Source organism: Dictyobacter arantiisoli (assembly GCF_008326305.1).
Classification (GTDB): Bacteria; Chloroflexota; Ktedonobacteria; order Ktedonobacterales; family Ktedonobacteraceae; genus Dictyobacter; species Dictyobacter arantiisoli.
Genome location: NZ_BIXY01000069.1, coordinates 22,469 through 38,379, shown reverse-complemented (window position 1 = coordinate 38,379; position 15,911 = coordinate 22,469). Strand labels below are relative to the sequence as shown.

Sequence of the window (15,911 nt, the reverse complement as noted above, 5' to 3'; positions counted from 1 at the left end):
AAAATCTCCTTTACTACTTTTGCCTTAAATTCTGCCGTGTGTTGTTTTCTTTTTTGCTTTTCCATGAATCAATTTTATCTTACGAGCCAACTTTTTTCTGTCTGAATTTCTAGGGGCATTATAAACAACCAGCGATCGGTCAAATGCAAAAGCGTCGGCGGTGCCGTTAGTGCAATAGCATCTAACTCTTGAAGACGACTCTCGGCAAAACGGCTGGCGTTCCACAGCTTTGTAACCAGCCGGCGGCCCAACGCTAACAGCTCTGGATTGAAAGGAGTATCATGCCCAGGCTTAACCGACGTGGCCCAATAACGTAGAGCATCCGCTGACTCTTGTTCGATCAAAGTCATGGAATCAACAGAACTGTTTCCTTTCGATTTAGAGATTTTACTTCTCTCTGTTGAAAGCGCATGACCAGATATCATCACTTCTTGCCAGGGAGGCAAATCTGTATGATAGATGCCTTTGACAATAGTATAGAAAGCCCAGGTACGAATGATATCATGAGCCTGAGGGCGCAGGCTAAGCGGATAGTGCCGCTGAAACCAGACTGGATCATCTGCCCAATGCCCAATAATCAAGGGCGTACAAGAGGATGTTGCCCAGGTATCCATGACATCCGTTTCAGGTTCAAAATCTTTCGATCCACACACGCAAGCGCGTCCGGGAGCGGCGAGAAGAGGATCAACCGGCAGATCATCTAGCTCTGCCAGCAGCAACTCACCACAGGCGCGGCAAGTCCAGGCAGGAAAAGGACCCCCCAGGAAACGCTGTCGTGAGATACACCAATCCCACTGCAAATTCTCAACCCAATGTTCGTAACGACTACGCATATAGGCAGGATTCCAACGCATCTGACGGCCAGCTTGCAAAAAACGCTCTTTTTGATCTAATACACGAATAAACCATTGTCTAGTTTGCAAATACTCAATAGGTGTACCGCAACGCTCGTGAATTCCAACGGTATGTTCAATTGTTTTCTGTTGCAAAATCAAGCCTTGTTCAGACAAACGTTGAAGAATTAACTTGCGCGCGGCAATGGAGGTCAAACCAGCCAACGGACCAGCCAGAGCAGTCATATGTCCATCGCGGCCAATTGCCGCATGTAATGGCAGATGATGCATACGCCACCAGCGCACATCGGTCGCATCACCAAAGGTACAACACATAACAGCGCCACTTCCCTTAGCGGGATCAACCAATTCATCAGCTAGAATAGGAACTTCAATTGACTCTTGCGAAGAAAAAGCAGCGCTTGCAATATGTGCAGAAGAACCAACCAGGGAAGCATAACGCTGATCATTGGGATGAACAAAAATGGCAACACAGGCAGGTAGTAGTTCAGGACGTGTGGTAGCGATTGGTAGGGATCGACCATCAGGTAGCTGGAAAGCAAAGGTCGTAAACAGTGTGGGTAACATCTTATCATCCAACTCGGCCTGAGCAATTGCAGTCTGACAATCAGGACACCAGAGTGTTGGAGCTAATTGTGCATACGCCCGACCGGACCGATAGAGTTGAATAAACGACCACTGAGAAGTTTGCTGTGCTATAGGAGAAAGGGTCGAATAGCGATAATGCCAATCAACACTCAGACTTAAACGTCGCCAGAGAGCCTCAAATCGATCTTCTGTCTGTTGAGTCAGCGTTAAACATGCGGCGAGAAACTCCGCACGATCCATTTCAGTTGCCTTACGCTTGAGTATTTTTTCAACAAAACGTTCAGTAGGCAATCCATTATCATCAAATCCCATTGGATACAAAACACGTTCACCTCGCATACGATGAAAGCGGGCGATAACATCCGTTTGAGTATATGAATAACAATGTCCAATATGCAATTCACCTGAAACGGTTAGAGGAGGGGTATCAATTGTGTAGAGTGGACCAGATCCATGCGGATCGAAGGTGTAAAGATCAGTATCCGCCCACAGGCGCGTTAGCCGAGGTTCAACCTCACGAAACTGATAACGGTTGGGCAACATAGTAGTACTCCTTATAGTGTGTACTAACAAAAAAAACGTTGCCTCCTCGCAAGGACGAGGGCAACGCTACTCGTGGTACCACCTTGTTTTGATAGCTGGCACGCCCAACCTGGTCAATACAAGCTATCCTCAATCGTGCGTTAACGGACACACCCGAAGGATCTTAACGACCTGTAATCCTCATCACAATCGAGGCTACCATGCATTTCAGATACCCGACTTCCGAGCCACATTCAAGAGACGTACTCGAAGGAGGCTTGCACCCGATGACCTCCACTCTCTGACGAATCGTATCTCTTTACTCCGCTCGTTCATGGTCTTTATTGATTTATTGTTTCTTATGAAGAAGAGTACCGCAAATGCAATCTTTTGTCAAGCAACAGAGAACTGATCAATAAACCAGCATAAGATTTAGTGAGCTCGACTTTGTACAATCTTGAAAATGTGAACTCAAAAATGCGTCGCACTCGACCTTTTTCGCAAGCTCAAAAGCTTAAAAATGTACAAAGTCAAGGTGAGAGAGTGTTTGGTTCCTACGCTCTTCATGTTCTCTTTATAGGAATTTTCGCACCGATGGTGCTCAAAAGAGTTTTAGTATGTGATGCAGAATGGGTGCGAAGCACCCATTCTGCATCACATACTAAAACTCTTTTGAGCACAGGCGCGCATGCGCCTGCCAGCAGGTCAAACAGTAAGATCCCAATGGTGATGAGCATCAAACACTTTGTGATAGATTTGGACTAATTTCTGGCTTTCTTCTTCCCAGGTCAGGCCACTTTTAAGCGCTGTTCGCGTGTTAGCTTGCATTCGCAGAAGTTCATCCTGGTCAGCCAGCATCAGATTAATGGCCTGCCCAATTTGATATGGTGTATATTCATCAAGCACGTGCCCAATATCATAAAGCTGGATCATTTCAGCGATAGCATCTAAACGAGATGACAGGATGGGCAAACCAGCCATCACATATTCAAAAAATTTGTTGGGCAAACACAATCGAATACTGAGAGAATATGTGGGAGGTAAAACCGTTAAACCAATAGTGGCCGAGGCAGTCCAATCCAATAGCTGAGCATATGGCACAGCAGGGATAATTTTGACGCGATCAGCTAACTGCTCACGCTGAATAAGTGTCTGCAAGCGGCTTTTACAATTTCCATAGTCATCCCCCATCATGACAATAGCGATGCCAGGATTTAGATAAACGGCTGCCAATACCAGGGTGTCTAATTCTCGATCCTCCTGCAAATTCCCCTGGTATAAAGCGATTTGCGTTTCTGGAGCAAGCAGCAATGTTTGCTGGAACAATGTATTCTCAACCACCACGCGATGGGGAGGGATATGCCGTATAACCTGGACGCATTTATTGCCATAGAGGTCAGTCAGTATTGGTTTATAGAGTGGCGAACCTGTAATATGCACAGTACAATTCTTTGACATGAGGCGAATAATCCAAATAGCCATTTGTCGCAATAAAGGCCAGCGTAGAATATTAGGACCAAACATTGTGAGCTCAGGCGTATCAAAGATTAAGGTTTTTCGACGTATACGTGCCGCGAGATAAGACGCGAGAAACGTATGCTCCACGTGGGCATGATAAATATCAGCCTGCGTCAATAACAAAGAAAAAGTACAACGCATGATCATAACAATCAGTTTCAAGACAAAGCAGAACTTAAATTGCGATGGTATAAACCAACCTGGAGCCACAACATGCTTAAAAGAAATCCCTTCAATAACTTCCTTTGTACAACCGTCACAGCTCCCTACTACATCTAAAATAGTAACTTTATAACCAGCCTTGTGCAAAGCAAACGCATCATTCATAACCCGATAGTTATAACGAGCCGGGCCAAGCACATGCATGCAAACCTGAAATTGGGGCTTATTCACATAAGCATTCAAACGTATATGCTTCACAATCTTACTTAATATCATCATCCATCCTCCCATTTTCTCCTCCGCTATTTTTCCCTGGCTACTTTTTTGCTGGTATGTGACCCAACAAAAACAAGATTCCCCCATAGAGGCATCCAATCCCACCTAAAATAATCCAATGCATCACGACACTTTGACCTCGCAGTAAGAGCATGGCACCGATATACCAAACTATACCTAAACATAAAGCCAATCCAAACAAACCAATTTCAAACGGAAGGGGATAGATGCGCTGATTTACAAAATAAGCCACACACGCCAGCAGAAGATAGGCAACAAGCGTTGAAATCGCTGCCCCGACTATGCCATAGTTTGGAATAAGCAAACAGTTTAAGGCAATATGAACAACCGCCGCCAGCGGTAAAAACAAGATGGTAAAACGAACTTTTTCTCGTAACAAAACGCCAACCATAAAAAGCTCAAACAAACCATAGAATACATTCGCAAGTGCTATAAAAGGAATGATCATCTCTGCAGAAGCGTAAGCTGGAGGAAACATCCAGGTCAATACATCATTTGCGAACAACGCTACGAAAAAAGCGCAGAAGAGTAATGCCAAACAATACCAACGGAAAACAAAACAAAAGATCGTCGACGCATTTGTCCGCCTGGCAATACCATACATGGTCGAGTACCAGGCAAGAGAAAAAGGCATAATCACTAATGGACCAAGAACATTTCCTAATGTATAAGCCACTCCATAGCCAGCGGTCTGTGATAAAAAACCCAACCAGCTCAAAAAATAGCGATCCGAAAGCTGCAAGATCCAGACAGCTAAAAAACCCGGTACTGTCGATAAACCGAAAACAAACAGCTCTTTTATTATTTTCCAATCTAAACAGAAACGAGCGCGTCGCCAGATGATAGGCAATTGGCAGATTCCCACACACAAGGAGCCACCACCCACTGCAAGCAAAGCTCCACTGCTTCCCCATTGCAAAATGCCAACCAATACATAGGTCAAGCCAGCAGCCACAAGTAGATTTAGCACAGATAGTAGACAAAAAAGATTGGCTCGACGTTCTGCCCTCAGAAGTGCTAATGTGGGCACCACAAAATTTTGTATAAATAATACAGAAGCCGCGATGCGAACTACTGAAGCATAAGCACTATTGTGCAAAAGCCAGCGCGCAATCTCCGAAGCTGCACATGCGATTATCAACAAACAAGCACATGAAAGCATAAACATGAGCAAGCAAACAGTGGTCAATACTCGACGTTGCGTCTCTCGTGATGTATCAACCCGGTGATATATTTGCACAAAAGCACTACCCAGACCACATTGTGAGAGGCCAGCTAATAAAGCAATGGTTGTATTCAATAATATAAGCATCCCGTAATCCATATACGTAAGGTGATGCGCTAAGAACGGAGATACAAACAGGGATAATAGCGGCGATAAGCAGGAAGCAATAGCATATATCCCTGAATCTTTTATCAACTTCGAAAGTAAAGCCATTGGATTGCCATCTTCGGATATTATCGAAGGCATTTTTTTCAGGCGCTCCAGAGTAGCAACTGCCGGAATCAACCAGGTGAGTTGTTGATCAGCAGGTACCTCTTCGACATCGAAAGAAGGTATTACAGATACATCACTGTCTGGAAAGGATGAAGCACATGCAATCGGCTCACTAGCTTGCATATGCTGTGCTGCTATAAACGGCGGTTTCAACAAAGCATATACTGAGCTTTGTTCTGAGCTAACCTTCTCAGAGAATAAAGTCGTTGGATCTTTTAATAAAGAAGGTCGATGCATACGCACAGCGCGGGTAAACAATGGATGAGTATGTGCGTTATTTTCTTCGGGCTGGGCCGGTGGTGGAGTTGTTGTCATGGCTTCACTTACTCGCTTTCCTGTGTGTCCGTGCTACCATCTTTTGTACAAAGTAATGGCGATGAGATTGCCCCGAGAATTAGCCATGCCATCATAGCCAGAGCGAAATGTGTCCAACCATTAATGCTGATGCTATTGATGCTCAATGTAACCATCGCCGCGATTCCAGAACCAATTAAAGTTCTTGAAGCACCACGGAAACAACGCCAGTTGCGATAAGCCAGCCACAGAGTGGCAATCAGCAAGGAAATGAATATACCAGCCACAGGTATTCCGGCCATTGCGGCCCATTCAAGATAAGAATCGTGAGGATGCGAAAGCATGACAAATTGCGCTGGCACACGATAAATATTGGACTGAATCAGATATATCTGGTGGCCTAGTCCAACTCCATCCCAGGGGTGGGCTCGTATCACTCGCAATGCTGTCTGCCAGGTTGCAATGCGTAGTGAAAGCTCATTGTTCGCACTGATGTGTCGCATTTGCAATGCAATCTGGGACGGGAACAACGTTGCCAGCAATACGGCAACACAGAAGGAAGCTATCGGGAGTGCAATACAATACAACATCTTGCCAGAAAAGAGACACAAAACACCTATCCCAAAGAGAAAAGCTACCCAGGCTCCCGTGCTATATGTACACATCAAAGCCAATAAGATAACCGTCATCATTAGAAGAGCACAGAGTTTTCGCCAACAGTTGGTTTCTGAGATAAACAGACCTGTTGGTAAAAAGAAAGCCATGGCTAAAAAGGCCCCATTCCAATTTGGATCGATAAAGAACGAGCCAGTACGTTGAACATTGGTGCCAGACATCTGATAATAGGCAACATCAGATTGCGACAAAAAAACAGCCACTTTTGACGAGGCAAAAAGGATAGTCCCAGTAAAGTTTTGATACAACGTATGCAACGCCAGTAAGGAAGCCAGGCAACTAAACAGGAAAAAGAAGAATCGTAAGCGCCATTTATCATACACAATTAACGATCCAATCCAATACATAAGTAGTGCACCCATAATATCGCTAGGATAAAAGGAGGCAGCATCGTATGTCATGACAAGACCTCCTCGAATTGCAGGATAAATGGTGAACCCTAAAAAGAGCCCCCAGAGCCAGAAACAGCGCAATTGAACCCAGGGATGGCGCGTAGAACGGGTAAGATAATAGGCAATCAGTAACATAATTGCGAGGAGAGGAGCGATCAAATGCAATCCCAGATACCAATCAGCATACAGATGAATCACAACAACGATCATTGCCGTAAGAATATCTAAACGTAAAATGACAAGAATTGTGAATACAAGTGCCATAACGGCAGCCATAAATGCATATAGGCCCAACCAAGTCAATATTCCACCGAATAAAAACGTCCCACAAATCATCCCCCATAGTCCAATATGCCATTCCCTGCAGCAATATCTAACATGGATCTTCATTTGTGTAACCAAAAAGTTTCTGCCCCATCTATTGAACACTATTCCACCTACCATCCTTATTTCACTATTCCTTATGTTCTTTACCAATTTCTGGCAGCTTCCACTTATAGAACAACAGATAACGCTCTACGCTAATGATCTATTGCAATGGAATTGTCGGCGTTTGCATTTCAGATTGCGCATCAAGAGTTGAAGATTGATTTAATAGAGGAATATGACTTACCTCCTCGCTCTGTTCATTGTCACGCGTATAAGTCTGCTCATTGGAATGATGATAAGTAGTATAGTAAGAGGAATGTGCAGCAGAACGACCAATTTTTTGTTTATTCAAAACGCACCCGATTACGTGTGCATTGGCTTGCGTAAGAATAGTATGAGCCTGACGCAATTGAGCCTGATGAATCTGCTTCGTATCGATTACGACAATGGTTCCATCTATCTTATGAGCCAGAGTCGTAGCCTCTGAGAGGCCAAGAAGGGGCGTGGAATCAAAAACAATGATTTCCGCTCCATAATGATCCAAAAGTTGCAGGAAACGCTGCATTGCCTTAGAAGCCAGTAACTCAGATGGATTGGGAGGCAATGGCCCCGATGGCATGACGCGCAAATTTGGAATGTTTACCGTATGTATGAAAGGATTAAGAGAAATGATAGGGGGGACTAAGTTTATAGGATGTGCATGCGGTAAAGATGCCCGATTTGCAAACATGGTACATGCTAAAAGAGCATTACTAAATCCTGGCTTATCGGCTTCCAGGCCAAATTTTTCGTGCAAGACCGGGCTACGCAGATCCGCATCAATCAACAAAGTATTCTTTCCTGCCATTGCCATATATATGGCGAGGTTTGCAGCAATTGTGCTCTTTCCTTCATCCTGGAAGGCGCTTGTAACCAGAAACGTGCGCAACTGAGAAGTATTAGCAACAAAAGTAACACTCGTTCGTAAACTACGATATGCTTCTCCATTGACATCGGAAGATTGGGGATGGTGCTTTTGTTCCGCTATATCCCAGATCATGGCAAGCAGAGGCCAATCAACAAGACGTTGAATATCATTAATATTACGCACACGCTGATCCAAATAATCCACGATGATAATCAGCAGGCATCCCAATAAACAGCCAACACCCAATCCTCCCCCTGTATTCAACCAGATATCTGGCTGTATTGGTTCCGTAGCCGGTTGAGCAGCCTGAACAATCAATAAGAAATCACTACTCTGGGTTTGAGTAACATCTAACTGTGATAATGCTGACTGCCATTGGCTATTATGCTGCTGCAGCATTATCAATTGATTTTCCAGGTTATCCTTTTCGGTCGCCTGGACCCCATGCATCAACTGAAGCTTGATCTTTTCTATCTGGTGACTAATGCCTGATATCTTTTGTTGTAGTTCTTGCTCTTGTTTCTGGTTTTCCTTTTGATGAGATTGCTCCTGTTGCTGAATAAACACTCCAGCAATCTCATTAGCCAGATCAGCAGCCTCCTTTGCGTTTGTTGACTGCACATTCAAAACAAACAACTGAGTATTGATTCTGGTTTCAGATGAAACCATCATACGCAGTTGCGCCATCGTCAATGCAGGATGATGCTTGGTTACTTCTAACAAAATGGGATCGCTTGTCGCTAATTGTGCTTCTGTTTGTACAAGTTGGTTACTTGCTAATAGTGCATTAATATCGCTCTGGTCAACACCAGCATGCACAACCACTTGTACAATCACACTGGATCGATAGACCGGGGTCATCAGTAAACTGCTCGCGAATGCACCAGCACATACCAAAAAGGTACAGATAAGTAGTAAAGACCAACGCTTACACAGAATAGCCCAGAACTGCTCAAAAGACACCATACACCTCCCTACCAATAATAGAAGCAAAAACAAACCTTAACGACCAGAGCACCAGAATATTTCGATAATTGTTTTAAACAATATACATATATCCAGCGTAAATGATTGATGCTTAATATAGTAAAGATCATGTTGCAGCTTAATGGCAGACTCAGGGAGGCTACTGGCATAAGGAGCCTTCACTTGTGCCCAGCCTGTTAAACCTGGCTTGATAGCTAAGCGATATTGAAATAACGGTAGTGCCTGTTCTAATGGAAGAACAAATGACAGACGTTCTGGGCGTGGACCGATCAAGCTCATTTCACCACGAAGGATATTGATAACCTGAGGTAGTTCATCAAGATGGAGAGCGCGTAAAATTCGCCCAACTCGCGTCACACGAAGGTCCATTGGCGTAGCCCAACTCGCGCCACATTGCTCGGCATCTACGCGCATTGAACGAAACTTCAGGATACGAAACAAACGACCACGATGACCTACGCGCTCTTGCCAGTAGAAAATGGGGCCGGGCGAGTCCAGACAAATCAAAGTAGCAATCATAGGCAGAACAAGAATGAGGAGGCAGCTACCAAGCAAAGCAAAACACATATCCAATAACCAATGCCAGCAACGATATCCTAAAGACAGTTGCGTATAGAAAGTCAAGACTATTGGCCACGTATTTTCAGCATGGATTGAGGCAACTTTCCCCATAGACAATTCATATAATTCAGCCAGCGAAAAGATATAAATCTCATGCGGCGTTGCATGTAATATATCTTGAGAAACTAGCGACTCAAAAGGATTGTCAGTTGCTACAATCAACATATCCACACAACCATGCTGGATCATAGAACATAATGCATCCTGTCCTCCTAAGTAAGGGCAAGATAACATCGACTGATTATCTGTTGCCTGTTCACTGACATAACCAAGCAACAACGGGGCTGGCTTTCCCGCCCAACACAACTCATTAATGAGGATATCGGTCATTTGATTGGTGCCAATGATAATAGTTCGTGGTCGAAAAAGAAAAAGATTCTGGCAATAAGCAAAACACATGCGCCAAAACCCGAATGATAATAAGATGACCAAAGCATAATTCAAAATGATATGCAAACAAAGCAAGAGATTGCCCTGTGAATATGTCAGCAAAAAAGCGCCCCAGGTACAGAGCATTCCCCATATTGCACAATATCCTGACAATACACCACGACAAAAATTCAATAGATACATCCGATCATATGGATTAGCAATATGTACGCCAACCACCCATGCCAGTACGCCTACAACAAACCACCACAGCAAAACGGACGCACTCCCTGGGAGTGCGTTAGCCACAATTGGTACAATTTCCTGACCTTGATCAGATAATAGTAAAGTATAGAGAATGGTAAATAGCACAAGAAAGGTATCACCAACGATAAGAATAGAACGCCAGTGCCAGGCAGACAATATAGATTTTTGCATCAATGGATTATCGCAGTATGGAGTAGATTTAAATGCAACCATCCTAACCTCCCCGGTATATAATTTCATCTCTCTATGTATTTATATACTTCTCGAGGCCACGTAATAGGAAAGTTTTTTAGACCAATATTTCATACCTCCTATTTTTTGGATATTTTGCTCATATAGATATATGCATGAGCTCCTATGACCTCTATCTCTAGACAAAAAAAGGATTGAGAGGCAACAAAGAAAGAAAGAACTCAAGAATATGAAACTTTTCCGTAAAATCAGTCGTGACTACGAATAGATATCTTATACGACAAAGAAAGAGGATATTTATGGGAACGTGGACCCAAAAGAATTTACATAAACACATGATTGTTTATTCTTCTGATAACCAAAAAATTGGGCATGTAGAGGACATCTACGAAGATTCATTCATGGTAAAAAAGGGATTTCTTTTCGCAAAAGATAGCTATATTCCTTATAAAGCCATTCAACAAATAGAGGGCGATTCTATTCATCTACAATTGACAGCTAAAGAATCTCAAGAAAAAGAATGGCAGAAGCGGCCAGATTATGAAGATCATTTAGATGATCCAACCCAGCTTTTCTATGACCGCGGGCATGGTGTTCATGATCCATTTGATGAAGAAGATCCTAACCAGGCCTGATTCAGTACTATTCACCAGGTAGTGGGATCTTACTGCTCATCTGCTGGCAGGTGCATGCGCGCCTGCGCCCTTTTTATTGTGTGATGTCGGAAAAGTTCTTCGAACTTTTCCGACATCACACAATAAAAAGATGTTTGAGCACCGTAGGTGCGAAAACTCATGATAGACCTTCTATTCTTTTATCAGCAGCCTGTCAACAACAAGTGTTTTCATACAAAACCCATCCATAAAAATGTCAAGCTCGGACAGCAAAACTTTCAAACGAAATTTCTCACATTAAGCGAAATCTTCTTGTCAGGTAAAGAGAATATACAGTTATAACCTGATTGTATTTCAGGTGATCACCTGATGTGACTTCATATCCAGATTCTATAAAATATAGGCTAAACATAGTATGGAAATATGGACACGTAATCACAACACATTCGAGACATCCCTTTTACATGTGTTATACTCTGCCTGTGAGGGCGCTACCCACAAGGCAATACGGGTCCGACGCTGATTTTGTCGGTGAGTTTCCTGAAGGGAGCGTGGAATTATGGCAATTGTTAATCCTGTCAGAGAAGACCCAAGGACCATGCGCACCACAACGAGAGAACGGCATACCCAACCGCTCCCATCCAAGCTTAATATCAATTTCGAGGATACCTTGCTTTCAACCGTCACTACACGGGTCACAGAGCCACTCGTAGATATTGAAATTACTCTGGATGAGGATACGAATACGCTACTCGAAGATGATGCAGAAAGTAGTACAGATATACTGGAAGAAACCACTCCCCGCCGCCGTGAGGGAGGTATCACTGGAACAAAAAATGCTTCAGGGTCTGAAGATGCTTTCCAGAGCTATCTACGCGATATTCGTCGTCATGGTCTGATTACCCACGAAGAAGAAATCAATCTGGCCCGCCGTGCGGCTGCCGGTGATGATATGGCGCGACGTATTCTTATCGAATCAAATCTTCGCCTCGTTATAGCTATCGCAAGGCGCTACATCAGCACTGGCGTTCCGCTTATAGACTTGATTCAAGAAGGAAATATGGGGCTGATGCGTGCAGCCGAGAAGTTTGACTATCAGCGCGGTTGCCACTTTGGGACTTATGCAACCTGGTGGATTCGACAGGCAGTCAGTCGTGCTGCCGGTGAGCAATCTCGTATGATTCATCTCCCTGAACACGTCGCTACGCGCCTGCGTAAAGTACGCCGTATCGCAGCTCAACTTTCACAAGAGAATGGATTAGACCCACTTCCAGAAGAGATTGCAGCTGCCTGCAACATTGATGTCAATGAGGTTGTAGATCTGCTGAGCGTTGTTGAACAGCCCGTTTCCCTGGATGCACCTGTGGATGAAGAGGCTCGTTATTCTCTGGCCGATACGCTAGAAGATAGCACCACTCCAGCACCCGCCGATACAGCATCGCAACATCTCTTAGGAGAAGAATTGCACCGTGCCCTCGCGTTTTTGACACCACGTGAACGTGCAGTGATCACGCTTCGCTATGGGATCGGCGATGGACGCAGCCGCACATTGCTAGAAGTCGGTAAAGAGCTCGGCATTTCAAGAGAGCGCGTACGCCAGCTCGAAGTTGTCGCGCTGATGAAACTACGAGGAATGAGCGCAAGCATTTCTCTCCGAGAATGTGTCTGATCCAAACAAACAATTGGGAACCTGGGGTGGGTTCCCTTTTTTTGTGCCTTTTTCTTCTCATCAATGCTGTGGTACTAGCCTGCTCGACGCTCTTCCCATGAGTATGATATACTAGCCCGCGATTAACAAGGAACTTATATCTACTTTTTACATACCTATAAGTGCCTGCTTATACTCTTACCACAGTAACTGGGGGAAATATGCACACCAGGCTAGAACATACAACTGGAGATAATTCACCTCAATCTTTGCCAGCATCAACGTCTACACCAATTCAACACAAACCAAGCATTGAATTTTTTCTTCTGATTGGATTGGCTGTTGTCACGCTTATTCCTCGCATTCTATTAGCTCGCCAGCTCGATGTTGTTACTGATGAGGTTGTCTATATCCTCGGTGGCAAAGTCTATTTGCCACTCATTACCCATGCTAACATTAGTTCATCCCAATGGTACACATTCAACTACGAACATCCACCGCTTGCAAAAATCCTGATGGGATTATCAATTGCATTTAATAACATCTTTGGACATCTCTTTAGTGAGTTATTCGCGGGCCGTATACCCAGTATTCTCATGGGAACACTGCTCGTCGCTGCGGTGTATTGGCTTGGAAGAGCCCCCTTTGGTCGTACAATCGCGCTTATCGCGGCATTGAGCCTGGCATTTAGTCCCTGGCTCGTCTATTTCAGCGCGCTGGCGTATCTCGATATGACCATGACCGCATTTATAACGATCGCCTTCCTCACGCTCTGGCATGCTATTCGTCGGCCCTGGCTTTTTCCAATCGTAGCTTTACTCGTTGGATTAGGGGCTGCCAGTAAATATACCGCTGTGCTGGTTGTTCCTGGTATAATCCTCTTTGTCGCATACTATTATTTCTTGCTACGTCCAATGATGCCGGTTGAAGAACGGCCGATACTCCCCTGGAAGTGGTGGGTTATCGCGATTATTATTGCTCCACTCGCCTTTTTCATCGTAGATCCTGCTCTCTGGCTTAATCCTCTAGCACGCCTCTCTCATAGCTTTGCATTTGAATGGAGTCACTCAGCAAATGGACATCCTACTTTTATCGCTGGGCAGTATTACCTCCATGTACCACATTGGTCTATTGTCTATATCATCTTCACGAAAATGAGTGCATTTCTGACCATACCAGCAGCGATATTTGTTGTAGCCAAAATTGTGCAGTTGATACGTTTTCATTTCAACAAAAGCCGGATTGATTACCATAAAGCTGCTCGCCTGGCTTATATCGTCATCTGGCTGCTGAGCATTCTCGGCATGTTTAGCCTTCTCAATATTGTTGTGGGCACTCACTATCACCTTCCGCTTGCTCCACCTGTTGCAGTAGCAGGAGTGTCAGGTCTGGCAATGATTATTCACTTTATTGCGGGTTTCATTCACAATAAAGGGACAAATGCCGTTATCTCCTCGTCAACCCCAGACGCACGTGTAGCAAGCAAACCAGCGGTGCTTCTTCCAATTATACTCCTGGCACTCCTCACCATTGTTCCCCATTTATATGGATTAACCACCGTCTATGCTGCAGAAGGATATACCAACGAGTTTTTCCAAAATAACGAGAATAGTACCCTACAAGTTGCTTATCCTGGTTATCGAGAAGCGCTCCAATGGCTTGCAGACAATCATGACACGCATAGCAACGTGGGGCTGATTGCTTTGCCTGGCACACTCAATGGTTACAGTTCTTCCGCCAACTGGTTTTACTACAACACAGATATGTCTAAACTTTTTCAGTTAAAAGAGGCGCATCCAAAGGATCAGAGCTTCACGCAATATAAGTATCTTGTCTGGCCTAAACATCTGGTACAACGCGGTTATCCACTCCCTTCACAGACAAAGATGATACATGCCATTACCGGTGGCAATACTATCTATTGCTACATCCTGGAGGTGGATTCAAAATAAATGCAACATCGTCCAACACGAGATATACTCTGGCTCTGGCTCTGTACGCGCCTGCTCTTAGTACTTATCACATATATTGCCTATATTTTGCTGACGTCTAAAAATTATACTGATACGCCAGTAAATATAGCAGCGTTTTTTAGTACATGGAATCACTGGGATGCGGCTAACTATACCCATATCGCACAATATGGATATCAGAACGCCGATGAACTGGCCTTCTTTCCTCTCTTTCCTGCACTTACTGCAGGTGGAGCACGCCTATTAGGAGGTGGAAGTTGGAGTTATATTCTCGTAGGGACGGTGATCAGTAATGCCTCATTACTAGGCATGTTGTTTATTCTCTATCAGCTAGCCTTTGATCTGGTAGATTCGGAACTCTCGCAGCGTACATTACTCTATCTATGCATCTTCCCAACCGCCTTTTTTTTCTTCGCTCCATACAATGAAGCTCTGTATTTGCTCTTTGCGTCAGGAAGTTTTCTCGCACTGCGCCGTCAGAAATGGTGGTTAGCAGGTGTGTTGGGGATGCTAGCAGCCCTTACTCGTTCAGTCGGAATCATTCTAGTCATTCCTTATCTTTATGAGTTATGGGAACAACGTGCCCATGTGCTTATTCGTTATCGTACGCTTGTTATCAGTCTACTTCCAGTGGTGCTTATTCCACTAGGAACGCTGAGCTATGCCTGGTACAACTGGCGAACATTTAACAATCCGCTGGCCTTTATTGCTGTTCAGGCAAATTGGTCACGCCACACCACCTGGCCATGGATGGGACTCTTCCAGGCCATCTGGGCTTTATTTATCTATCATCCTCAAGCCTTTGGCTCCTCCAATCAAGCTCACCTGCTTTTGGATTTAACGGCCACACTCAGCTTTATCATACTAGTCATCGTCGGGTGGCATAAACTACCAAAAAGTTACAGTTTGTGGATGGCAGCATTCCTCATCTATATTCTAGTGAATCCAGCGCAGAAACCAGACATTTTGCTCTCGAACCAACGCTTTGTCCTGGAGATGTTTCCTGCCTTCATTACCCTGGCAATAGTAGGAAAGCGCTTTAAGCGACTCCATTCTACTCTACTGTTTCTTTTCCCAACCCTTCAAGCAATACTAGGGATTGCATTTCTGATGAATCGCTGGATCGTTTAAAAGGAAAATCAAGCAACGAAACTAACTTGCTGT

The 15,911-nt window shown here is 44.3% G+C and carries 10 protein-coding genes and 1 other annotated feature; of the genes, 4 read left to right on the top strand and 6 right to left on the bottom strand.

What is annotated here, in order from left to right; genetic code table 11:
• Positions 1-74 precede the first annotated feature (74 nt).
• From F1593_RS19825 to F1593_RS19800, 6 genes are all read right to left on the bottom strand, one after another.
• Positions 75-1,985, bottom strand: coding sequence for a valine--tRNA ligase (locus F1593_RS19825; RefSeq protein WP_149403302.1), 1,911 nt, complete (start codon positions 1,983-1,985; stop codon positions 75-77).
• Positions 1,986-2,032: 47 nt separating this feature from the next.
• Positions 2,033-2,309: a binding site (T-box leader), on the bottom strand.
• A 360-nt stretch (positions 2,310-2,669) separates the two neighbouring features.
• Positions 2,670-3,923, bottom strand: a complete 1,254-nt coding sequence (locus tag F1593_RS19820; RefSeq protein ID WP_172632275.1) for a glycosyltransferase — start codon at positions 3,921-3,923, stop codon at positions 2,670-2,672.
• Positions 3,924-3,960: 37 nt separating this feature from the next.
• On the bottom strand, positions 3,961-5,754 hold the full coding sequence (locus F1593_RS19815; RefSeq protein WP_149403300.1) for a lipopolysaccharide biosynthesis protein: 1,794 nt from the start codon (positions 5,752-5,754) through the stop codon (positions 3,961-3,963).
• 8 nt (positions 5,755-5,762) lie between these two features.
• A complete protein-coding gene (locus F1593_RS19810) occupies positions 5,763-7,064 on the bottom strand; it encodes an O-antigen ligase family protein (protein ID WP_216368930.1) in 1,302 nt (433 codons plus the stop codon).
• Between the two features lie 265 nt (positions 7,065-7,329).
• Positions 7,330-9,042 carry a tyrosine-protein kinase domain-containing protein gene (locus F1593_RS19805; RefSeq protein WP_149403298.1) on the bottom strand — a complete coding sequence of 571 codons (1,713 nt, stop codon included), beginning with the start codon at positions 9,040-9,042 and terminating at the stop codon, positions 7,330-7,332.
• A gap of 36 nt (positions 9,043-9,078) precedes the next feature.
• Positions 9,079-10,533, bottom strand: coding sequence for an exopolysaccharide biosynthesis polyprenyl glycosylphosphotransferase (locus F1593_RS19800; protein ID WP_172632273.1), 1,455 nt, complete (start codon positions 10,531-10,533; stop codon positions 9,079-9,081).
• A 278-nt stretch (positions 10,534-10,811) separates the two neighbouring features.
• Here F1593_RS19800 and F1593_RS19795 point away from each other — a divergent pair, with 278 nt between their 5' ends.
• From F1593_RS19795 to F1593_RS19780, 4 genes are all read left to right on the top strand, one after another.
• Entirely contained in the window at positions 10,812-11,147 is a 336-nt protein-coding gene (locus F1593_RS19795; RefSeq protein ID WP_149403296.1) for a DUF2171 domain-containing protein, read from the top strand.
• A 538-nt stretch (positions 11,148-11,685) separates the two neighbouring features.
• Entirely contained in the window at positions 11,686-12,795 is a 1,110-nt protein-coding gene (locus F1593_RS19790; RefSeq protein WP_149403295.1) for a sigma-70 family RNA polymerase sigma factor, read from the top strand.
• Between the two features lie 200 nt (positions 12,796-12,995).
• Entirely contained in the window at positions 12,996-14,726 is a 1,731-nt protein-coding gene (locus tag F1593_RS19785) for an ArnT family glycosyltransferase (RefSeq protein ID WP_149403294.1), read from the top strand.
• Positions 14,727-15,878, top strand: coding sequence for a mannosyltransferase family protein (locus F1593_RS19780; RefSeq protein ID WP_149403293.1), 1,152 nt, complete (start codon positions 14,727-14,729; stop codon positions 15,876-15,878).
• Positions 15,879-15,911 lie beyond the last annotated feature (33 nt).